Annotated in this window: 21 protein-coding genes, 1 tRNA gene and 1 pseudogene; 9 read left to right on the top strand and 14 right to left on the bottom strand. The window is 38.9% G+C overall.

What is annotated here, in order from left to right:
* Positions 1 to 91: 91 nt before the first annotated feature.
* The 10 genes from RB151_RS19990 to RB151_RS20030 form a co-directional block, all read right to left on the bottom strand.
* A complete protein-coding gene (locus RB151_RS19990) occupies positions 92 to 865 on the bottom strand; it encodes an LEM-3-like GIY-YIG domain-containing protein (protein WP_071548661.1) in 774 nt (257 codons plus the stop codon).
* A 324-nt stretch (positions 866 to 1,189) separates the two neighbouring features.
* Positions 1,190 to 1,642: an IrmA family protein gene (locus tag RB151_RS19995; RefSeq protein ID WP_071548662.1), complete on the bottom strand. Its 453-nt coding sequence runs from the start codon at positions 1,640 to 1,642 to the stop codon at positions 1,190 to 1,192.
* Between the two features lie 64 nt (positions 1,643 to 1,706).
* The gene (locus RB151_RS20000; protein WP_071548663.1) at positions 1,707 to 2,195 is read right to left on the bottom strand and encodes a hypothetical protein; all 489 of its coding nucleotides are present in this window, start codon (positions 2,193 to 2,195) and stop codon (positions 1,707 to 1,709) included.
* Positions 2,196 to 2,345: 150 nt separating this feature from the next.
* Entirely contained in the window at positions 2,346 to 2,819 is a 474-nt protein-coding gene (locus tag RB151_RS20005) for a hypothetical protein (protein ID WP_071548664.1), read from the bottom strand.
* Between the two features lie 4 nt (positions 2,820 to 2,823).
* Positions 2,824 to 3,000: a hypothetical protein gene (locus tag RB151_RS23495; RefSeq protein ID WP_164717596.1), complete on the bottom strand. Its 177-nt coding sequence runs from the start codon at positions 2,998 to 3,000 to the stop codon at positions 2,824 to 2,826.
* Positions 2,997 to 3,704, bottom strand: a complete 708-nt coding sequence (locus RB151_RS24480) for a helix-turn-helix transcriptional regulator (RefSeq protein ID WP_071548665.1) — start codon at positions 3,702 to 3,704, stop codon at positions 2,997 to 2,999. The genes RB151_RS23495 and RB151_RS24480 overlap by 4 nt, the downstream gene beginning before the upstream one ends.
* 211 nt (positions 3,705 to 3,915) lie before the next feature.
* Entirely contained in the window at positions 3,916 to 4,752 is an 837-nt protein-coding gene (locus RB151_RS20015) for a DUF932 domain-containing protein (protein WP_071548666.1), read from the bottom strand.
* A 13-nt stretch (positions 4,753 to 4,765) separates the two neighbouring features.
* On the bottom strand, positions 4,766 to 5,191 hold the full coding sequence (locus RB151_RS20020; protein ID WP_071548667.1) for an antirestriction protein: 426 nt from the start codon (positions 5,189 to 5,191) through the stop codon (positions 4,766 to 4,768).
* A 91-nt stretch (positions 5,192 to 5,282) separates the two neighbouring features.
* Positions 5,283 to 6,155 carry a GTPase family protein gene (locus RB151_RS20025; protein WP_071548668.1) on the bottom strand — a complete coding sequence of 291 codons (873 nt, stop codon included), beginning with the start codon at positions 6,153 to 6,155 and terminating at the stop codon, positions 5,283 to 5,285.
* 60 nt (positions 6,156 to 6,215) lie between these two features.
* Positions 6,216 to 7,154 (bottom strand): hypothetical protein, encoded by a 939-nt coding sequence (locus RB151_RS20030; protein WP_071548669.1) that lies wholly within the window; start codon positions 7,152 to 7,154, stop codon positions 6,216 to 6,218.
* A 425-nt stretch (positions 7,155 to 7,579) separates the two neighbouring features.
* Here RB151_RS20030 and RB151_RS20035 point away from each other — a divergent pair, with 425 nt between their 5' ends.
* From RB151_RS20035 to RB151_RS20060, 6 genes and pseudogenes are all read left to right on the top strand, one after another.
* Positions 7,580 to 8,167 carry an inovirus Gp2 family protein gene (locus tag RB151_RS20035; protein WP_071548670.1) on the top strand — a complete coding sequence of 196 codons (588 nt, stop codon included), beginning with the start codon at positions 7,580 to 7,582 and terminating at the stop codon, positions 8,165 to 8,167.
* A 105-nt stretch (positions 8,168 to 8,272) separates the two neighbouring features.
* On the top strand, positions 8,273 to 8,482 hold the full coding sequence (locus tag RB151_RS20040) for a helix-turn-helix transcriptional regulator (RefSeq protein WP_071548671.1): 210 nt from the start codon (positions 8,273 to 8,275) through the stop codon (positions 8,480 to 8,482).
* Between the two features lie 189 nt (positions 8,483 to 8,671).
* The gene (locus tag RB151_RS20045) at positions 8,672 to 9,115 is read left to right on the top strand and encodes a hypothetical protein (RefSeq protein WP_223844730.1); all 444 of its coding nucleotides are present in this window, start codon (positions 8,672 to 8,674) and stop codon (positions 9,113 to 9,115) included.
* Between the two features lie 457 nt (positions 9,116 to 9,572).
* On the top strand, positions 9,573 to 11,882 hold the full coding sequence (locus RB151_RS20050; RefSeq protein ID WP_071548673.1) for a TerB N-terminal domain-containing protein: 2,310 nt from the start codon (positions 9,573 to 9,575) through the stop codon (positions 11,880 to 11,882).
* A gap of 3 nt (positions 11,883 to 11,885) precedes the next feature.
* Complete coding sequence (locus tag RB151_RS20055) at positions 11,886 to 13,202, top strand: ATP-binding protein (protein ID WP_071548674.1); 1,317 nt, start codon at positions 11,886 to 11,888, stop codon at positions 13,200 to 13,202.
* Positions 13,199 to 15,393, top strand: a pseudogene (locus RB151_RS20060) (DEAD/DEAH box helicase). The gene RB151_RS20055 and the pseudogene RB151_RS20060 overlap by 4 nt, the downstream one beginning before the upstream one ends.
* A 119-nt stretch (positions 15,394 to 15,512) precedes the next feature.
* Here the strand turns inward: RB151_RS20060 and RB151_RS20065 are convergent.
* From RB151_RS20065 to RB151_RS20080, 4 genes are all read right to left on the bottom strand, one after another.
* Positions 15,513 to 17,879 carry a helicase-related protein gene (locus tag RB151_RS20065; RefSeq protein ID WP_197679474.1) on the bottom strand — a complete coding sequence of 789 codons (2,367 nt, stop codon included), beginning with the start codon at positions 17,877 to 17,879 and terminating at the stop codon, positions 15,513 to 15,515.
* Positions 17,876 to 18,562, bottom strand: coding sequence for a DEAD/DEAH box helicase (locus RB151_RS23535; protein ID WP_197679464.1), 687 nt, complete (start codon positions 18,560 to 18,562; stop codon positions 17,876 to 17,878). Before RB151_RS23535 ends, RB151_RS20065 begins: the two co-directional genes overlap by 4 nt.
* A 396-nt stretch (positions 18,563 to 18,958) precedes the next feature.
* Positions 18,959 to 20,230, bottom strand: a complete 1,272-nt coding sequence (locus RB151_RS20075; RefSeq protein ID WP_071548676.1) for a tyrosine-type recombinase/integrase — start codon at positions 20,228 to 20,230, stop codon at positions 18,959 to 18,961.
* 188 nt (positions 20,231 to 20,418) lie between these two features.
* Positions 20,419 to 20,503: transfer RNA gene (locus RB151_RS20080), tRNA-Leu, on the bottom strand.
* Positions 20,504 to 20,915: 412 nt separating this feature from the next.
* On the opposite strand from RB151_RS20080, the gene ampH reads away from it, so the two are divergent.
* From ampH to RB151_RS20095, 3 genes are all read left to right on the top strand, one after another.
* Entirely contained in the window at positions 20,916 to 22,139 is a 1,224-nt protein-coding gene (ampH, locus tag RB151_RS20085; RefSeq protein WP_071548677.1) for a D-alanyl-D-alanine-carboxypeptidase/endopeptidase AmpH, read from the top strand.
* Positions 22,140 to 22,341: 202 nt separating this feature from the next.
* Entirely contained in the window at positions 22,342 to 22,785 is a 444-nt protein-coding gene (locus RB151_RS20090; protein WP_071548678.1) for a hypothetical protein, read from the top strand.
* Positions 22,786 to 22,909: 124 nt separating this feature from the next.
* On the top strand, positions 22,910 to 23,257 hold the full coding sequence (locus RB151_RS20095) for a hypothetical protein (RefSeq protein WP_071548679.1): 348 nt from the start codon (positions 22,910 to 22,912) through the stop codon (positions 23,255 to 23,257).
* Positions 23,258 to 23,313 lie beyond the last annotated feature (56 nt).

Below are 23,313 nucleotides of genomic sequence, written 5' to 3' on the forward strand. Positions count from 1 at the left end.
TACGACACTTCAGCTTTTTTCACGGAACAAACTGCTATGAGCGACCAAAGGCGAAAAGCGGCTATTAGTAGAAATCCACCCCATTCAGAAATCAAAAGCCAGGAGAATATTTCACAGGAAATATAGCACCTTTCTTCCTCAGATCATCCGGAATTTTTTTACCTAGATATAGCTGTAATATATCAGGAGATGCTACTCTTCCGCGGAACCCAAAACGGGATCTTTGGGTAGATTCAAACTCATCATCTGCATCCCATGAAGATATCTCAGGAAAATTCTCACGGGTAGATTTGAGCCACTCATCAGCCACATATACCCCCCTTACGATTCCTCTAACTGTAGCCAGTATAACTTCAGCCTTACGGGCACGCTCAACACTTACACGCCAGCTAAAACGTACGGCATCATATAGGTCTACATCCTTTGAACTTCTGTTCACAGATATCATGAGGACTTTATGTTGGAACACGACTGTTTCAGGTTGGTATGTTGCGATTAACTCTTTGATGTGCGCAGCACCATATTCATTGCTGCCAGCACCGTTCACGATGTTAGTTAAACCGGGATAGGCGTCTATAAGTGCGGCTTCAACCTCATAAGCTGTCTTTTCATCAGCCATACCGTGTCGATGGATTACATGGATAACCTCAAGACCAGCCAATCTTATCTCTCGAAGTTGCTTGAGTTTGTTGCTAAGTAATTCATCATCGTCAGCCGCGGCGACCTCACCACGCATATGAGCAAATACACGATTCCCTTTCCCTTTCCCCACGTAGAAGGTACTTCCATCCCGTGGATCAATTAGGCGGTATACATACCAGCCAAGATGTTCTATTACTCCCGATGGAAACTCATTGATATCCATGTCATAACTCCTGTCACTTGATTCATGAGGCATAAGCAAAACATAGTAATGCCGATTAACAATTAATAGTACCCATTAATTTCCCTATGATTGATATAGCGAAAAAAAAGCAAAGTCTACTTCTCATGACCCAAAGCGGTCTGACAGATTAAATTTATTTTTGCGTTACAACTATGCCAGAGCAAATCTGAGCTAATACACATATTAGTTTTCACTACCAAAAATTGACTGGGTAGTATTGATACTATCCAGTCAGACTCTCAACTTAATATAAGAAGCTGATTGTAGTGATCTCCGTTTAGGATAGAATGAATACAACTACAATTATTTTCTCCCTACCACCGACATCTTCGCCAGCTCTGGATTATTAGCCTCAAAGATCGATAGCGGCAATTCAACCTTACGACCATTTTGATCTTCCACCGCTTTAACCACTTCAAATTCAGCAACATCCTCACACGGAATTTCCAATCCTGCAAAAGTGGCACGAGTTGCACTAGAATCGCCAAAAGGTTCCACTCCCAGTACCGTATCCCCTAATACTTTTCCTTGCCCATCTTTCATTCGCAGCGTTAGCTCAAGCGCGCCAAACTCTGCGTGGTCTAGAACCATATGGTTACCGCCATTATCGAGAGTAAATGAGTAACCACAGTAACCTTGGTTAATAAAATTTGAGCTGGTATGTGTGATGCTCGCATAACGCTGTTGTTCTTCAGCCAAACTAAATGCACTGGCTGCCAATAAACTCATCGCAAATATACTTTTTATCTTATTCATTACGTTACCTTTTGTTATCTTTTATTGTCCTCGCTACCGCAAGTAACGGTAGCGAGAATATTATTTATTGTTGATTGGTTTGCAACCCGCCTTTAGTACGGTCTTTTTCTTTCCAGCGTGGACGTTTTTTACCTGATAATTCTTTTTGCTGGTTCCAATAACCTATCGGATAGCGTTTGACGATAGTACCGTTGACACCAATATCAACTGACGAATATTGCCCGTTATTAATGTACCCTTTTTGGACATAGGCATTAGGGCTACAAGTGCCCGTATCGCGTTGTTGCCAGTTTCCGTCAGTTCTTGCCACGATATAAAAATCACCAAATGCGCAACCTGACGCAGATTTATGATTCAGTACAGCAACATAATGCTTGGTTGAGCCTACAATCCTACAGCTACTATTTTGGCTCCCACACACTTGCCATAAGGTTTTACCGCTATCCCCTTTATATTCCCAAATGGTATTTTTAGGGGGCTGGCTGGTGGCAGAGGCGGGTGATGTCATCAACCACAGTGAGGCCAATACAGTTACAACTACATATTTTTTCATTATAAATTCCTATCAACATAAATAGAAACGTCAGATTAACGCTTGATGAACACCGTCTAATGGGTGCTTGGTTTTCCCTGATATGGCGTATTCGATGGTTATCTGATGAAGGGTGAATAAGGCATTCACAACAAAAATTGCTGATCATGGTTAATGTGATGACTGACGGTTTAGTTGCACTGAAACCCAGTGACGAATTCGTCGGTGAAGATAAAAGGCAATACCAGTGGCGATAAGCAAATCAACCAGCAATATCGTAGTGGCGATACCTTCAGTAAAACCGTATAGCCAACCGGATGACATGATAATCAGTAGACTAGAGAGGGCTAATCCGATAATGATGGACGAGATAATGGCAATTAATTTGGGGTTGAAATGGATTTTATAATCAATCCCCTTAAAGGCACTCAAAACCCATAAGCCCAATTGCGCCAAGAGTTGTGGGATAACCAAAGCCAAAAGATATAAAACGAAGTACATCAATGTGCTCCCATATGGGTTCATGATGAGGGCGATAAGCTGGAAATATGTTAACAATGCGCCTGTGATCCAAAGGCATAACAAGATACTGATAACGATAGCGATGCGTTCTAAACCCAGTTGTAAGTGTGAAACGATATTCATATTTTTAAGCTTCCTTATGTGATGATGAATTCACGGTATGAGGGTGATTTTGAATAGGCATGGCCCATTCATGACCGCAATCGCGGCACATCCACCCCGAGCCCCATGCAATGATGTCTTGCCCAGAAGAACAGTGAGGGCAATGGGTTGGATGCGATGCTAGTGGGGCTAATAACGTCATGGTCGGCTCCTTTCTTTGTGTGATGGAAGAGAGGTAAGTACTTGTGATATCAATCTAAAATGCGGTAATGCTGCGATAAAACTGTTTTGTTGTGACAATTGCATCACTGCGTGTTTCGGTGTGAAGGGGGCATTGAGTGGTTGAACTTGCTGGATATCATCTAACAATAAGACATGCACTTGCTGGTGGTATTCCGCCAGTAAATACCACTGGCCTTCACGGTAAATCAGTTGATAGGGTTGTAGCGGATTAAAACGACGTTCAGGCGTAAGTAGGCTAATAGATTGCTTACTGGTAATGGCATACACCAATTGATAGAAATGGTCGGCATGCAAAGCCGAAATCTTATGGGCGTGATGCCAAATCAAACAAGGTGCATGGGGCTGCTGGGTTAACAGTAACCCGAGTAAGCGACTGTCTAGCCCCGGGAACAACCGAGTCATCCCAATCTGTTTCACAAAAGTTAGAACATCTTTGTCTCGGTAAGCTTTTAGCGTATTGATGGGTAAACGATAACAACCTTGCCGACCTTCTACCCCCAGATAAGCCAAGCGTTCACGTAAATCCCGTTGTAACGTGCGTTCAGAAACGTTGAACTCTTGAGCTAAACACGAGAGCACAAGGCTTTCTCCTGCCATTAAGCGGGCAATCAGCGCAGAGAGTCGCACAGCCATGCGGTCATATTTTCGGTTAATCTGAAACATAACGTATTGCTCTCAATAACAGACGTTAGGAAATTAAGAAGTGAGGGAGTTTAACTTAGTGAATTGACAGGTTATGTCTGTTGGGAAAAATTCTCATTGGGCTTTTTAGTGAAAAATGACTATATCTAATTATTTGATAAATAACGTTATGCTTTTTATTTAAACGATAAGAAAGCAACGCGTAACGACATAACCTGTCAGGGTGGGAAAATTAGTTGGGCTGGCGAGGGGCGAGTTGGTTAAATAATGTATCCGCCATCACCCACAGGGCTTTATTGAGTTTGATATCGCCATCAATCCCATTCACTGAACGAGTGCGAGCGCGTTTACCTTTTGCAGTGCGGCCTGATAATCCCCCTTTAATCAAGTTCTCTTGTAAACGTTGGTACACCGTCCAAAGGTCTTCTTTCTTATCTTCAAAGCGTCGAGGCTGTAGAATTTGCTCTCGCGTGATGGGCTGGAACTCTTCACCAAAGCGGTAGGTCAAAGCCGCTTCAGCAAAGGCTTGCTGGGCTGGTAGGGGTAACAATAACGACTGCATACTTTCGCGTTTTTCAGCCACTTGCTCAAACGTATCGAGTACCTCATATGCCCCTTCAATCACTTTCCCCACCACATCCCCTTTATGGGGGACACGCACTTCCCCTAATACATCACCACATACCAAACCATTGGAACACACGGCTCTAAAGAGTCCCGGCAACATCTGATAGCTGCTTGAACCATCATGGCTATTGAGCAAAATAATTTCAGGGACTTGTACGCCTGTAATTTGGTCATGGCGACGTAACCGCAACATGTGCTTGGTGTGTTCTCGACGGCTCGCATCGCGTACACGAGTTTGGCAAGCAAAGAATGGATAAAAGCCTTCTTTTTGCAGGCTGTCTAACAAGCTGATGGTAGGAATGTAAGTATAGCGTTCACTGCGTGAATCGTGTTTTTCTTCAGAAAATACGCTCGGTACAGTACGGAATAATTCTTCAATGGTCAGTGGACGGTCACGGCGAATACTGTTGGCAGAGCCAAAACGCGAAGCTAATAAACTCATGATAGATTCCTGATTAATCAATTAAGTGGAAAATGGCAGTGGATTCGGGATGTTGTGAAGCGTAGTCACGCAACTGATAAAAGCGGTCGCCCATGACTTCGCTTTCTGTTTGGAATGACCAGATGCTGTACAAGATCAGACACACAGCAATGCCTGCCGCCTCTTGGCTCACGGTGGCTTCATTGCCGTTGTGCATGTTGAATAAGGTTAAGGTGTCTGCGTTGATATCGGGGAAGATAAAGGCACCGCCATTACTTAACATCCCGTACTCCCAGTAACCGCCATGATACTCGTCGCAGAATTGACCCATCATGGTGAAGATCACTACTTCAAAGGTGGCCCAACCTTTTACTGCACCAAAATGGTTGAACCAAAAATCAAGGCGTTGTTCATCAGGGACTAATTCCATTGTGATAGTAGATTCAATTGTGTTGCTCATAAGTTGATACTCCAATAAAAAGAAATAAAAAAGCGCCAATCCCGTTAAGGACTGGCGCTAGATGTCATCAATGTTGCGTTAATTTAATAAGCTAAAAGAACAGGCTCCACAGGGATTTAGCGACGGAGACGATGCTGTTTTTGACAGTGCTGATCGTATGTTTTATCAATGTGGGTAATGGAATAATATCGATTATGGTATCGACGATATCACTGACACATTGCCCAAAATCGTTACGTGCAGAGTTCTCTACGGATTGTGTCCGATAAGTGTTGTTCAGTTGCCTAGCGACCCCGCTACTTGCTTGTGCCGGTAACGCCTGTATTAATTGCTCTGCTAATTCAGTGAGTTGAAAACCTTCTGCCGCAGAAATCGTCATCACTGGATGATGCGGTTTAAATGTTGTTAACACGGCTTGCTGCTTCAATTCTAAGTTAGCCACTTGTTCAAGGGATGGCTGGTGGTTGTGTTCATCCCACTGGCGACAGGGCTCTATTTTGTCGGCTTGGTTCAGCACAAATAGAAAGCGACTTGGTTGATAACCACATTGCTCAGTGAGAAAGCGATAACACTGTTCATCAGAAGACCATGCTCTATCATCCGCTTTGAGTACCCAAATGATTAAATCCAGCTCTGGTAATAAGTTATGGTACAGTGAGTGATATTCACGATCCCGCTCAAGGCTTTCCCCTATACCGGGTAAATCAATAAATGTCATCGCATGGCTACCCATCGTCATACTGAAATGCTGGGCTTGGCGTGTGCAGCCAGAGACATTACTGACGGGTGATAGTTGGGATTGGAATAGGGCATTGATTAAGCTGGATTTTCCAGCACCTGTTTTACCCATTAGGCCGATGGTTGGGGAATAGTTGATTAGGTGATTGAGTTGGTTGAAAAACAGATTTTTAAATGAAGCAGGAAAGGCGGATATCACCCTTCCTAATTCGGGTTGTAGGTTCATATTACATCCTTGAAAAATCATTGTGGCTATTCAAGTTAATAATATATATCTGTAGTTTTTTTAATTTGCCTTTTTAGCTGTCAATATTAGCTTTTTTAATGGTTCCTCTGGTAAGTCAATTTGATCAATCATAGCTTCAATAATTTCATTAATATTTTTATTATGAAGCTTTGCTATTTTTTTTAATTTTAACTTTGATTCTTTAGATATATAGGTATTCAATACCTCTTTACCTTTAACGCCATCACGGAATTTCTTTTGACTCCATGCTTTTCTTGTTCTGGAAAGAAAATAATCCACGTGTTTAGGATTTGAAGTGATTGCCCAGTAATCAAAGCAAGAGTTAATTACCTTCCATTTTTCATTCCTTATCAAAAGAGCTATGTCGCGAGAAATCTCCACATCTTCTTTCACCATTCTCTTAATCAACCAATCTAATGAATCATCGGTTTTATTAATAAATGAAAATACATCTTTATATTTATTAACATATGACATGCTTTTATTTAAAAAATCCAAAAACAAAAATTCAAAATTGCTTTTACTCACCATCATACAAATATAGTCAATAAAACAAATTACATATTTTAATAAAGAATCGTTCCCTATCATCTCATCAAGGTCAAATGGAGAATAACTACTCATTGTCATTATTTGGTGATTGTTTTCATTCTCTTTTAGTTTTTCATTATAAAATATCATTAAATAATTCATTACTATAAGTAAAATCCGTTCACTCTTTAAAGATTTTATTTTTCCAATTTCAATTAAATTTTCTTTATAACAAGACAAGCAATTTGCAAAATTTAAAAAAGTATTTCTTTCTGACATATACAATTTTATTTCATCTAACAGATCACGATTAGACTTTCCTTTTCTATTATCAGTAAAATGACCAATATTAAAGTTTTGATCTATTACGATTTTATTTTTTAACAAATAAAACTCTATTGCATATATCTGCCTGTAACCTAAGTAATCATCGTCAATTTTTATCATAAAATTTTATCCTTACCTAGCAATTAACGCAGTATTTTACGTAGCATTTATAGTTACCTTGTATCATGTAAGAAACAGGATTTACGTGCTAAATATCACTATAATAGTAAAATTATAGTTAGAATGAAGGATAATCTTTAGATAAATTAATATCAGAGTTGATCTACTTGAAAAAGCATCAGTTCACCTTTGTTCAAAAGCGCTCTATCACGGTATCGGTGATGAGATAGAGAAGAGCCCAGCCGTGTTGGTATAGTATTATATTAATAAAGAAAACCTATCCCATAACCACACCTAGAATATTAATCATTACCCTGTCACTGACTCACTCATCCATATGTTCATCATTTTTATAAAGTGATGAACTCTTATTTTTAACAACATCCTTTCTAGATATGAAATAAAACTAACCAAAGGTATCAATCATGTCTAGAAACACCCACAACGAGCATTACATTCAGAAGATAAACCACACTATTCGTAAATCACTCTTAACATGTAATCGTATTACAGCTATCCGCGTTGACTTGCGATTCCCATCAGAAGATATATTTTATTTTAGCGACTCCAGAGTTATCACACGATTCTTCGAATCCTTAAAAGCAAAAATAGATGCTGACCTAAAACGTAAAAATAAAGCATGGAAACGTAACCATTCATGCCCCTTGTTTTATGTATGGGTCAGAGAGTTTGGTGAGATAAACAACAAAAAACATTACCATGTAATTTTGCTATTAAATAAAGATATCTATTGGGGTCTTGGCGACTTTATTAAAACCGAAGGGACGCTCTATGTATTCATACAGCAGGCATGGTGTAACGCCATAGGTGTTAACCACCCTGACGAGCGTTATTTAGTTCATATCCCAGACAATGCAGTTACTTGGCTAGATAACAATAATGCCAACAATGAAAGTACGATATTCGAATTAAACCAACGCTGTCGTTACTTAGCCAAAGAACATACAAAATATTATGGTGATGGTGAGCGTTCTTTTGGATGCAGCCGTTAATCTACCAATAAAAAACATGAAGGGGATATCTTTTGGAAGAGAGATATCCCTAAACATTTATCGATATCCCTTCTGCCTTTTAACTTTAAAGACAGGAGCTCAATAATGAGCACTCATGCGATTCCCTTATTAGATGACCAATTCGTTGATATGAAATTTATAACCCGCTTAACCGGATTAACTGATAAATGGTTTTATAAATTGATCCAAGATGGAGAGTTCCCGAAACCAATAAAATTGGGGCGTAGCTCTCGCTGGTTAAAAAGCGAAGTCGAGAATTGGGTACAGGCACGCATTGCCGAATCCAGAGATTAACCATCACATCTCCCTATTCTGCTTTAATAACACCGACATTTAAATCACACTAAAAACTCAACAATGAAAAAGTATCATGACTCTCATGAGGCATCGTGACGCCACGACTAGAACTAACTGGATAGCCTTACCAAACTCGCACTTGCTCTGGGAATGTGCCATCCCTATATCAAGAATAGCCACAAACTGATGGTAGCGAATATACGCTTTCTAGGCACCGACAACGTGCCTGCTGTTGTGCCCGTATGTTTGTACCGTTTAACACACTGTAAAATGCTTCCTGGACCGTTATCTGTCGAAACTGATATGGATGTCAGCTTAATCGTCGATAACCGCCTGCTAAGCTACCATCAGATACTGGAAGGTATTCTGCTCAATGAATATGTGAGGATTGGACAACTTTCATTTGCCAATAAACTGATTAGTCTGTTTAACCAGTTCGATAACCCTGAGCTACGCCCCAAACTGATGTGGTTGTGCTGGTATGATTTGATGTTAGGTTTTCCTTTAGATGATGGGCTGAATACCCTGAAGATGAAAACTGAAGAACAGTTGGTGAAACGGATAATTGGCAGGCAAATGGAGAACTGGGGACTGACGAGGATAATGGATGATTATGTGTTGTTTGGTTGATAAAGAAAACGCCTAGAATATCCCCACAGTAACTTAGTCCGTCAATGAATCTACAGCTTCACTAGGAATAAAAACATTTAAAACAAATTATTAGGGCTTTAATTTTAGGAAAATAGACACTAAAAACAGCGTTACCTAAGTACACGAAAAACAATCCTATATTCAGAAAGAATTAAAAAATATCGTTCATATCTATTTTAGAATGGCAGAGCAGGATAGATATTAAATAATGGCACTCACATTCAAAAGAAAAATGTGAAAAAAAATGATTGAACACATAATCTAAATATCTATCCATGTTGTCGGAGAGACACAAATCAAGATTGTGAATTTTTATACTTGTACTCCCTCACTGACACGGTATGATTTTATGCTTTGTTTCGCCGTATTATGCTTACCGCCTTTACTATTCATAAAGCGCAATGAAAAGCATCATTATCAGCTAAGGATATTGAAAATGAGTTTCTGGATATTTATTTTTGCGCTGTTCGTTATTTGGTCATTATTTTTCAAAAAGAAAAAACCGGTGGCTCCTAAGGTGAATAACAAAAAACCAATTAACAAAGTATCTTCTGGTAAATCAACTAACAACTTATCAAATATACACTCTCGGGCACCTGACGAAGATGAACTAGCAACTTTTACTTTCATTAACGAGCAAGTAGTTGATTTTCACGCTAGGCAAGAACAACCACAAAAAAATTTATCCCAACGCCATACAACACCCGCACGATGGATAAAACCAGATGAAAGCGTAACAATTGAAAATATCGTCATTAATGGTGGTTATTTTTATTTCGGTGGACAGTTAAAAGCGGGTTCATCAAGAGAGCATCACTATCGTTATAACGACAATTCCGATGCATCTCTAGTTAACAGTGCTTTATCAATCCAACATGCTTCGGTACATCATCAGGATGAATCACTGGGATACTGGCCTAGCTTTTCAACACTATCTCCACTTTCTCGAGGGGCTTATCTTAGCTGGTTAGCAAGCGATAGAAATGATGCAAGCTGCCCTATTGGTTATGTTTTTATCTATTTCTATGGTCTTGAACGTCGCATACTGGTAGATGGAGCACAGAAAGCAATACCTGCCGATGAATTCAAATCATTATTTGGAGAAGTTTCACGTTTAAGGTCGATATTTAAATTAAACAACTCCTTCTATCGGTATTCTACTCAATTAATAGAAACCATGTTACTTCTTCGACCTGATGTTATCAAAATTGAAAATGAGAGCGATTACTTTGCATCAGGGAGTTCACTTTTGTTCCGATTCCGCCTAGCTACAGTAGTGGAACAAGGGGAACCATTGCCAGTCGATCTGGCTTTGGCTTGGGTAAAATATTACGCCGAATATGCTCTACGAACTCCAGCAAGACGTTGTGTTAATGAATTTACGGCTCTATTTAAACAACGTTATGCAGATAAATTCAACAATGGCCTTATCATCAAGCCAAACAAGACCCGTTTGGAGTTAAATTATTATCCAGCAAGCAGTACACTACGTGGAATTAACATTGAGCATCTTGATCTACCTGACCCTAGCGTATTAAGAGCTCCGGTACAGAAATTAATACAAATTGCAGAATCTTGTACCGATTCTTTGGATGCTTATAGCCGCTATCTCGGTAAGAAAGAAGCGTCAAGAAGTGATATTGCCGCCATAATGCTTCTCCCTGATGAAGTCCTAAACGAAGATGCAGAACATACGTTTACGAAGTTTAAACGCTGGGCTGATGAACAAATTAGTGAAAATGCAGGATTAGTAAAAGTTGCTAGCTTTTGGGCAATACTTGATATTCCTGCCCCAGATAAGATCAATAAAAAAGAAGCCGAATTGATACAAAATTTTATTCAACGCACAGGTTACGGCGTTGCACCAGATACACGTTATCACCATGTAAAACCTGAGCCTGACGGAAATATCGTTTTATTTTTAGAGGGTCATGGTGAATTCTTCACGCCCTCTACAGAGTTTTTGTCAGTGTCTGTAGCACTTCGATTGGGTGCAATGATTGCGCAAATGGACCAAGATGTAGACATTACTGAACAGATTGTACTGGAAAAAACGATTGATCATAATGGCACCTTGTCACCAACTGAAAAACGCTCGCTACATGCCTACCTAAGATGGTTACTCAATACACCTGCCAATATGGCTGGCTTGAAAAATAAAATTGAACAACTGAACGATAAAGAAAAATCTACTATTGGTAATGTAATTCTTAGGGTCGCTTGCGCTGATGGAAAAATTGACTTAGCTGAAATTAAGCAACTAGAAAAAATCTACTCCAGCCTTGGCTTAGACAGCAAAGCTGTTACTAACGATCTCCATCATCTGTCAATGACAGGAAAAACTTCAGAGCACAGAACACAAACAGTATTGGAAAGAAATAATATTTTCTCACTTGATGAACACGCTCTTGCCCGTCATGAATCCGATACAGCAAATGTTCATCAGTTGCTGAGCACAATTTTTGAAGAAGATAGTGCCACAGAAGAGCGACCAAAAGATATTCCATCAAATTCAACAGTTACTCTTGATGAAACACACCATCAACTCTATCAACTTTTGTTAGAGAAAAATCGCTGGGAAAGAAATGAAGTCGCTGAACTATGTCAGCAACTTAATTTGATGTTAATCGGTGCAATCGAAGCTATTAATGATTGGTCTTTCGAACAGGTTGATGCACCTCTTCTTGATGAAGACGATGATGGCATTTACGTCGACTTAGAAATTGCACAAGAACTCAAAGGATAATTTATGTCTGATATTCGTATTCGACTCAAAGAACGAGACGCCATTATTAACTCATTGAAATCAGGCGTGACCCCTAAAATTGGTATCCAGTATATTCAAGTTGGTCGAGTTAACGAAATAAAAGCTTTGTATCAAGATATCGAGCGTATTGTTGATGGCGGTGCGTGTTTCCGACTAATTATCGGAGATTACGGTTCAGGTAAGACATTTTTTCTAAGTGTCGTTCGTTCAATTGCATTAGAGAAAAAGCTAGTAACTGTCAGTGCTGATTTATCACCAGAGCGCCGTATTCATGCTACAGGAGGGCAGGCACGCAACCTCTATTCAGAACTAATGAAAAATCTATCCACTCGAAGCAAACCGGATGGCAATGCTTTATTAACCGTGGTTGAGCGGTTTATCACCGAAGCTAGAAAGGAAGCCGATAGTAAAAACTCCTCAGTTCCGACAATCATTCATCAAAAACTTTCTGAGCTCTCTGATATGGTTGGTGGCTATGACTTTGCTAAAGTTATTGAGAGTTACTGGCTGGGTTATGAGCAAGATAATGAAACATTAAGATCAAATGCTATCCGGTGGTTGAGGGGTGAATACACGACAAAAACCGACGCTCGTATCGACCTAGGTGTACGTTCCATTATTTCGGACTCTTCCTTTTATGACTCACTAAAGCTAATGAGTCTATTTGTTCGACAAGCTGGATATGCTGGTTTGCTGATTAATTTGGATGAACTAGTTAATTTATACAAACTGAGTAATACCCAAGCCCGGGTTGCTAACTATGAGCAAATACTTCGTATTTTAAATGATTGTCTACAAGGAACGGCTGAGTATATTGGTTTTTTACTTGGCGGCACACCGGAGTTCCTATTTGATCCACGTAAGGGATTATACAGTTACGAAGCGCTCCAATCACGATTAGCTGAAAATAGTTTTGCTCAGCGAGCGGGGGTTATTGATTATTCATCTCCATCACTACATTTAGCAAGTCTGACACCCGAAGAATTATATATCTTGCTAAAAAATCTTCGTCACGTTTACTCCAGCGGAAACATGGATAACTATCTTGTTCCTGATGAGGCATTAACAGCATTTTTACACCATTGTAGTAATACTATCGGTGATGCTTACTTTCGTACACCACGAAACACCATTAAAGCTTTCCTAGACATGCTAGCTGTACTCGAACAAAACCCTTCCATTCAATGGACTCAATTAATTTCAAATGTCACCATTGAGAAAGAGAAGCCGAGTGATATGGATGAAATTATATCAACAGGGAATACTGATGAGGACGGCCTCGCGGATTTCAAATTATGACGGCTGAATATCAGTTGTTAGATCCACGCATACAAAAGTGGATATATCGGCAAGGCTGGACAGATCTCCGAGAGCTGCAAAAAAAAGCAATTCCTTCAATATTGTCTAGTGATAGAGATGTGTTAATCAGCGCGGCTACCGCCGCGGGTAAAACTGAAGCTTTTTTTCTACCAGCCTGCTCTGTGACTGCAAACATTAGGAATGGCTTTGGAATTTTGTATATTAGCCCGTTAAAAGCCTTAATTAATGACCAGTACCGACGATTGGAAAGCTTAGGTGATACACTAGAAATGCCAGTCACACCTTGGCACGGCGATGTTACACAAAGCAAAAAATTAAAGATTAAAAAAATCCTTCTGGGATTTTACTGATAACGCCTGAATCACTAGAAGCAATGCTTATCCGTAATACAGGATGGCTAAAACAGGCTTTTACTCCATTATCTTATATCGTCATTGACGAGTTTCATGCCTTTATCGGATCCGAGCGAGGTATGCAGCTTCTCTCTTTATTAAACCGTATCGACCATCTTCTAGGAAGGATTAATAATCCGATACCTAGAGTCGCGTTAAGTGCCACTCTAGGTGAACTGGAACAAGTACCATTATCTCTCCGACCGAATCAAAGTTTGCCCTGTGATATAGTTACTGACAATCAAACTCACTCTACACTGAAGGTACAGGTTAAGGGCTATTTGGAACCTCTAGTCATTTCAGGCAAGCAACCCCCTATGTCAGCCGAAATACAAATCTGCCACGATATTTTTCGATTTTGCCGTGGTGATTCCCATTTAGTGTTTGCTAATAGCCGTAAGAGAACAGAAAGTATTGCAGCTACACTTAGCGATCTCAGTGAAATGAATATCGTCCCCAATGAGTTCTTTCCTCATCATGGCTCATTATCAAAAGAACTGCGAGAAACGCTCGAACAACGGCTCCAGAAAGGTAATATCCCTACCACCGCTATTTGTACAATGACTTTAGAACTCGGTATTGATATTGGTAAAGTTAGCTCTGTAGTGCAAGTTACTGCCCCTCACTCCGTCACTAGTTTACGCCAGCGAATGGGCCGTTCAGGCCGACGTGGTTCTCCCGCTATATTAAGAATGTTAATTGCCGAGAATGAACTGGTGCCTACATCAGGTATAGTTGACCAACTCAGGCTTCAGCTTGTTCAGTCATTGGCAATGATACGCTTACTTATTGGCAGTAAATGGTTTGAGCCAGCGGATATTCGTCAAATGCATTATTCCACGCTGTTTCACCAAATATTGGCGATTATTGCACAATGGGGAGGTGTACGAGCAGATCAACTCTGGCTACAGTTATGTCAACAAGGACCGTTTCGAAACGTTTGCATCGATGACTTTAAAATGCTGTTACACCATATGGGGAAACATCAATTTCTGACGCAAACTTCTAGTGGTGAATTAGTTCTCGGAGTAGAAGGTGAATATCACGTTAATCAGTACACTTTTTATGCCGTATTCAATACCCCAGAAGAGTTTCGTATTGTTGCAGGAAATAAAACACTAGGTTCCATTCCTGTTGATTCACCACTAATGCCAGAACAGCATATTATTTTTGGTGGGCGACGCTGGAAAGTGACTGATATCGACGATGAAAAAAAAATTATTTATGTCGAAACAACAAAGGGAGGGCAACCACCTATTTTTGGCGGTGAAGGAATGTCTATTCATGATATCGTTCGCCAAGAAATGTTTATGATTTATCAAGAAGGCGACTACCGTATCGCTATTGATGATCGTAAAGCTGATTTTGCTGATACTACAGCCAGAGCATTATTTGATGAGGGGCTACAATGTTTTCGTAGTAATAATCTAGCTTCGGAATATTTTATCCAACAGGGACAGCATGTTTATATTTTCCCTTGGTTGGGCGATCAAACTGTAAATACTCTGTCAGCATTGCTTATCCTACATGGCTTTAAAGCAGGCTCATTCGCAGGTGTTATTGAAGTTGAAAAAACAACAGTTATTGAAGTTAAACAGATGCTAGCTAACATTCTTCGAGAGGGATTACCTACAGAATCAGTCTTAGCGGAAAAAATCTCAGAAAAATGCCTTGAAAAATATGATGAATTTTTACCAGAAATATTACTTAACAAGGAATACGGGCTGCGAGCTTTCGATATTAATAGCATATCCAATTGGATAAAAAAATATTGTTAGAAAATACAATGCCACAATAAAAAATAGCCACAAATCGAAAGTGGCTAGTATAGTTATGACTTGTGACATATATAAATTATATTATCATTTTATAACATATTGTTTTTATAGTTATTCGTCTATGGCGAAACAAATATTTTAAGATCCACATCATTGTCATGAGCTGTCGCTAACCAACTATTGATTAATTGAAAAGCTTGTAATGTTTCACCATTTGCCTCTGGGCCAAGTTTTAATTGATTTTCAAAATGATCAGCAGAAAAACTATTTGCTGATACAATCCAAATTTCTTTCTTAACGGCAGTAGAACGTCTTCTTGCAGCGACAGTATCCCAAAGTTCGTTGAGTCTTTCTTGCCTATCCTGTTCATTATGGGCACTAAACAAATTACCGTTAAAAATTCGAATCCTTTCACGAATGCATTGAGTCGCTCCTGATGAAGGCCAAGCAGTACTAAGTCTTCCCCAATTACTTGGTCGTAAGTTGACATCACTGCTAATAAGCATTTCGATATTTTTAATAGCTTGAGTACCAACTTCCGCAAGCGCGCCTGCAGATGATTGAGGATTAACAGAACTACCGCATTTTACATGAACAAAAACCAACTTATTTTTAGATGAAACAATAAAATCTGCAGGTTCAGTGCCCATGTCAGTAATAATTAATAAATCGGCTTCTGGGATATATGGAGCAAATGGACCTAGATCACGTAGAGTGGGATTAGCTAAACCATTAGATTTCAATTGATCTACCAAATAAAAAATAGAGTCAGAACAAAAACCTTCATTTATAATTTGATAATTATTGTTTTGATAGCCTTTCTCATCTAGATTATCTCCAAGCAAAGAATCAAGACCTATAATTACATTAGCAAGGTTAGAAGTACCTAGTTCAAAAGTTTCCGCCAATGGTAACTTTAATTGATAAAATTTTCCTTGAGAAAATCCTATTCCATCAGCAAGCAAAGCTTTGTATAATTTTTCATTGAGAAGATTTTTTATTTCTTGATAATTTTCACCATCTATTGAATAAAGCATATCTGTTTCTGGCACTATATTTAAAAATGGTTCTTCACTTTGTAAATTAACTAATATTTTACTCTCATCAATACCCTCAACAAGTAAAGCACCATCATTATATTCCAAATATAAAAATGAATTATCCAGAGAGTATCTATTGCCATTTATCAAAAGATGAATAGGTGAATTGAAATCAGTTAAAAAATCAAAAATCAAACTCTGTACTTCAAAAGTTTCATCAACTAGAATTGGTTTTGCATATGAGTGAACCAATGCATTATTTAGATTTATATTCGCAGATATCACATTATCAATACCCAAAAGCCAGTCATTCAAGTCTGCTAAACTAAATGATGATTCCTTTTGATCTGATATACGACCAGAATCAATACCTACGTAATAACTACCTTTCTTTTTTTTCCACTGATCATATGTATCACATCTCATAGTCGCTAGCCTATATGATGCATTTGATTGTATGTCAATCATTTGCTCTAAATTACGACCTTTTACAGCAATACTCTCTGGTCGTTTTCTTGCAGAACTGATTGATTTACTGCTCGTTTCCTTTGCTGATGACGACTCACCCAATGACATCACATTAAATAACTTATCTTGAGACAATACAGAACCAAGATTTAAATCTTTATCGCCACTAAACCGACGTCCACGGCTATCATAAATAGCAACAACATTATTTGATAGTTGTTTAAACAATGTAATCTCAAGCGATGGTTCGAAGAAAAACTGATCTGTCAAAAATCTAGATTTATTAAAGGCAATAGATATAATGCCACGAATACCCATTTCAGTATCAAACTCTTTCGCAAGCTCACCTTCTTTATTGCAACGCCAATAAAGCTGATCAGACATTAGCTGACTACAAAAACCTGTTGATTGGTTTAGAAAACAGATAGAAGCTGTTGGAATATTTAATGATTTTATTGGATCAAATGTGTTTAAATCAAACTTGCTTACAAAACGATTTCCATAATAGCTAGCATTAGGGAATGCTTCCAAATACCGCTCAATCAGTTTATTACTATCTAAGGAGGCTATAAATTTTTTAACCGCAGCTGAACTATTAAGTGAACTATCAAATTGTCTGTAGTTTTGCCACATTTTTTCATTTGCATCATTATTTATTTCTAAAACTATTGGTTCCACTTCCTCGTATAAACGAACAACCCGCCCAATAGTTTGGACTAACTCTCTCCCACTATTTACCGTATAAGTCAATACTAACAATTTTGCTTGAGGGATATCGATACCTTCATCAAGTTTTCGCTGATGAATAATTACTTCATAGCTAGAATTTTTAATATCTGCAGGAACGGAAACTTTTACATTTTCCCTTTCGTCTCTCATAAACTGCTCATGAATTGCCAGAACATTAAATTCATCAGTTAACAGCTGGTAATAGTGACTTATATCTTCAAATTTTTCACATTTTATTATGCATTTTATCCCTTCATTATATCTAAGAACTGACGAATATTTGAGACTAAATTATCAGGGGCCACAGATATAAAAGTAGGATCTTTTAAAACATTATCAGCCAGCGCTCTTTCAAAAGTATAAATATAACTAGCATCAGACGTAATATCGAATTGAAATAGATCATTACGGTAAGGAGTTGCCGTAATAACAATTTTGTGAGCATCAAAACCTCGAACTAAAGTGCTCCAAACTGGTGAAGGTTCAGCATGTCCTTCATCAATAATAATAAGGTCTATATTTTGCTTTAACAGCTCAAGTTGATCACTGGTAAAAGTTTGCAATTTTTGGAAAGTGGAAACATAAATTCCATTTTTAGAAATATCATTTACACAATCAAATACTGGCTTGAGTGTGATTTCTTCATTTTTTGCTCTATCGTTAAAAAATTTTCCATTTATCTCCTTGAAAAGCTGATCACATACAGCTCTTCGATGACATAGTACTAAGACTCTTTTTTGTGTAGCCTTATGTGATAAAATACTGATTACACCAGATTTTCCAGCACCTGTAGGTAAACTAATTAAGCAAGAATTAATATCTTCATTTAATGGTTTTCTCAAGTAACTAAGTGCAGTTCTAATACTTTCTTTCTGACAGTTTCTAAGACTTTGCCATAAAATAGAATTAATAGTAAAACCACTCACATTCATATCAATATCCTCAAACTAGTCCATTAAAGATGAATTTAATTTTGTGATATATTAAAGAATTAAAATATATCTGAGCTTAATTTTTTCTAATTAATTACAATTTATTTTGATTAAAATATTTACCTGTATACTACCACAAATAAGGATAGCTAGTTTTAGTTAAAAGTTCCCCCAAATTACGCCCCTCCCCCAACTCATCCATGTAATCTACATACCATTGCATCATTTTTACACCCTCCAAATACTGAGCATAGTTATACGCGCCACGAATAACATTCTTGTCAATATGCACGAGCTGAATTTCAATCCATACTGAATTAAATTCCTTCTCATGCAATATCAACTCATCATGCCGCGGAAACCATTCTTTATACTCTAATAAATCAATAACCTAATTTAAATCTCCTTTAATGAGTCACCCAACTTAGCAAAACTAAACGGTGAAATCTCCCTCTCCCTGTTCGCATCCAGATAATCCGCCCACCATTGCACCATCAATCGCCTTTCCTCTATATGCTCCGCCTTATGGATATAAGCCGCGCGCACTGAGTTGCGTTCTTGGTGGCTCATCTGCCTTTCTACTGCATCCTTCGACCACAATCCTGACTCAATCAACGAGCTACATGCCATCGTTCTAAAACCATGTCCACAGACTTCCGTCTTAGTGTCATAGCCCATCACACGTAACGCATTGTTAACCGTGTTTTCACTCATTGGTTTTCTTGGATTATGATCACCGATAAAGATCAGTTCGTGATTGCCGCTGAATTGATAGATCTGTTTTAAGATCTCAATAGCTTGTCGGCTTAAAGGGACTAGGTGAGGAGTACGCATTTTTGATCCACGATGAGAGTGTTTTACCCCTTCTATCGCTTCGCGCTCAGCTGGGATCGTCCACATGGCATTTTCAAAATCGATTTCATCCCAACGAGCGAAGCGCAATTCACTGGAACGAATGAAGACTAACAAGGTAAGTTTGACTGCAAGTTTAGTTAAAGGTCTTCCCTTATAATCATCGATGCGTTGTAAGAACTCGGGTAGGCGTTTAAGTTCTAATGCAGCTCTATGGACTCGTTTACCTGTGGCAACAGCACCCGCCATATCTTGTGCCGGGTTATAATCGATCAAACCACTTTGTACGGCATAACGCATTATGGCTGTCACACGTTGTTGTAAACGTGCTGCCACCTCAAGACGTCCAGACATCTCTACGGCTTTAATGGGTTCAAGTAGGTCGCGAGTTTTTAGTTCGGCAATATTGCGTTTACCAATAGTAGAAAAGATATTGTCCTCAAGGCTTTTGAGTACTCGATGGCTATGGCCTTCAGACCACTTCTTATTAGTCTCGTGCCAATCGCGAGCAACCTTCTCAAAGGTATTAAATTCCTTTTGTTGTTCTTCTTTCACTTCTTTGCGTTTTTCGCTTGGATCAAAACCATTAGCAATTAACTTTCTGGCGGCATCTCTTTTCTCTCTGGCTTCTGCGAGTGAAATATCAGGGTAAACACCCAGAGCTAACATTTTTTGCTTACCGCCAAAACGATACTGTAAACGCCAATATTTTGAGCCGTTGGTATGTACCATCAAGTGCATACCATCACCATCGGTCAATTTATACGATTTATCCAAAGGCTTGGCAGACCTGACTTTAGCATCAGTAAGAGCCATGATTTATCTCCTTGCGTTGGTACAAACTATTATCGAATCGAGAGATACCAACACATATACCAACAGTAGGTACTTGATGTGGGTTGACCTTAGTATACTTGGGAAGACTGAAAAGTGGGGAAAAGCCTTGTAAAACTGGGATTTCAGATACAAAAAAAGACGTCAGTTGACGTCTCTTGATGTTCTTATGGTGCCGAAGGCCGGACTCGAACCGGCACACCCGAAGGCGGTTGATTTTGAATCAACTGCGTCTACCAATTCCGCCACTCCGGCACTGAAGTGATGTGTTTCTTGGAAAACGCTGCCATTATACTTGCCTTGTGTCTACTGGCAACACTTATTCTTGAAGATCAAGTCTGTTCGATTAAAAAAACGCATATTGCTAAAATCACATGATAAGAGAAAGAAAGCTTCTTTTGTTTATATCTTCATTAGCCGATATGGTAGCTTTCCCTAACTATTTTTCTTATCACAACGCTGGGTCACTGGCGATAGACAATTATTTTTGTTAGTTTATCCGCAATCTAATACAAACATTAAGGCTTTATCATGGGTTTTGTTGGGTGGATAGCGACAGGGATCTTTATTGGCATCTTAATTGGTGTGGTAATGAAAATTTTCGCTAAGAAAAAATAAGATTGGCTGAATAGCCATTTGCAAACAATCATATCGGCTGGCTTCAAACATGAAGAAATCATTACTAAAAATTCTGTCAGTATCTGCGTTGTCTTTAGCCTTGATGGCATGTTCAACAACGACCAAAAAAACACCAAAATTTCTGCAAACGAATGATATTGCATCTACTGACTGGCAGGTTTTTGAAGGAGATAGAAGGACCTACGAACGCGTTGCTAAAATTGTCGATTTATATGCCAATCGTATTTTTAACGAAAGCGACGCCAGAGGTATGGCAATAATTGTTATTGATAATAACCAAGTTTTATCCCGTTATTATGGCGAAACAGCACCCGGCAATGGTAAAAAACCGGGGCCAAATTCACTCATTCGCATAGCATCAATTACTAAATTGATGACGAGTGAAATATTAATCAAGCTTGAACAAGACAAAAAGTTATTAATTACTGACCCGCTGCAACAATATGCCTATCATGGTGTTACTGTGCCTGATAACTCCAGTGGGCAGCCGATTCGCCTCTACCACCTTGCAAGCCACACCAGTGGCTTACCTCGTGAGCAACCAGGCGGAAAATGGGGGCGTCCTGTATTTATTTGGCCAACCCAAGATAACCGCTGGACATGGTTAAAAACAGGCAAATTAGATGCGACGCCAGGCACAGAGGCATCCTATTCTAACCTTGCATATGACTTATTAGCTGATGCCATGGTGAAAGCATCAGGTCATTCTTACCCACAATTGTTTAGTCATTATGTCACCTCCCCAGCCAAAATGACCAATACCACCTATACACCCAATAAAGCTCAATGTGCACGTTTAATGGAAGGCACTAAACCAAGCCCTTGCCATAATACACTTGCAGCAGCAGGAAGCGGTGGTGTGTATTCAACCCCAGCAGATATGCAAAAGTGGATGCAACAATTTTTATCGACAGATAAGAGCTTAAGGAAAGTCACCGCGGCTCGTGAGCAAGGCATCTATTTCCCTCGCGAAAAATTGTTAGAAATTAAAGGAATGGACGTCGCTGGCCATGCGGATGGGTTAGGCCTTGGGTGGGTGTATATGAAACCGAAGAATGGCACTCCAGGAATTTACCAGAAAACAGGCGGCGGCGGTGGGTTTAATACCTATATGGCGATGATCCCACAGCAAAACATTGGGGTATTTGTCGTCATGACCCGAAAAGATAGCAGCAAATTTAGTAAGTTAACTATTGGCGTTAATGAACTCGTCGCTTCGCTATCTTCTAACCACGCATATGGGAAACATTGAAGGAGTACCGCCAAAGCATTACAAACAATGGCGAGTTACACCCCGACCCTAAAACGTGGATTTACCCGCATTATCGCATTAATTGCGACAACAGCCTGATATATTCAGGCTGTTTTTGATAATTTTACTACCCATTTTTAAAATCAATTCATTCAAATTCCCGATAATCTTTTAGCCTTCCATTAACACATCCAGAGCTAAAATGAAAACAAAAAACCACGCGATAACATTAAGTTGTCAGGCTACACAATACCCGAAAATTAGCCAATTTGAATTGATAGAAATTTTGAATAGTATTAGAGGCCATTGTACTAAAAAACCAGAGTACGTAGAGAATAGGTCTATTGCTACTCAATACCCCTACAAATATTTAGATGGCTCAGAATTACAAGCTATCAAAGCTTACCGACAAGAAGAAAGGCGAATATATCGGGAAAAGTGCCAAACGGCTTTTAAATTTAAACGACAAAATAGTATGAAAGGTGGATTTTTTTCACTTGCTCAGCAATTAGCAAACCGGAGTCGCCAAAATATTTTAGCTATTGATAACCAAAGTCATATCTCAGGAGCCAGAAAAAAGTTATTTCAACCCCAAACAAGGGTAGTCGCCTTTATCAGTGCATTAGGTTACGCAATAGTTGGTTAATAATAACAGTATTAATGCCCTATTATTCAAGCTATTTCTTATATTTATAATCGTTTTATGCAATGTTGTAAGCTGATTCAAGGCTAATCTTAATCCCTCTTCTACTTGATGAATAGGAATTAAAATGCGTACTTCTCCATTTTTTTTACATCATATAACACGGCCCTGTACCATTAAACAGGGCAACGTTTCTGAGTTGGTTCTCCAACTTAGAAGAATCCATAACCACCAAAACATATTCCCTGCCCCGCAGAAACCGACATCAGTAGAAATAAATCTTGGATCACTCAATTCTCATCCTTTAAAAAACAATCAAAAGAAATTAGAACAAACACCTGAATATAAAAAACTTGTCAGTGAAGCACGAAAAGAAGTACAAATCGCATTCACAGAGCAAGAATGGAAAAAAGCTTATCTTATTCGCCAGTCATATACGGCGAATGGCGGTATTTTTCTTGTGCTCAACAGTTAGCGAATAAAAGTCGATTGAATGTTATTGGGATTAAAGGTGAATATATCAGTACATCT

Source organism: Providencia rettgeri, assembly GCF_001874625.1.
In the GTDB taxonomy this organism is placed as follows: domain Bacteria; phylum Pseudomonadota; class Gammaproteobacteria; order Enterobacterales; family Enterobacteriaceae; genus Providencia; species Providencia huashanensis.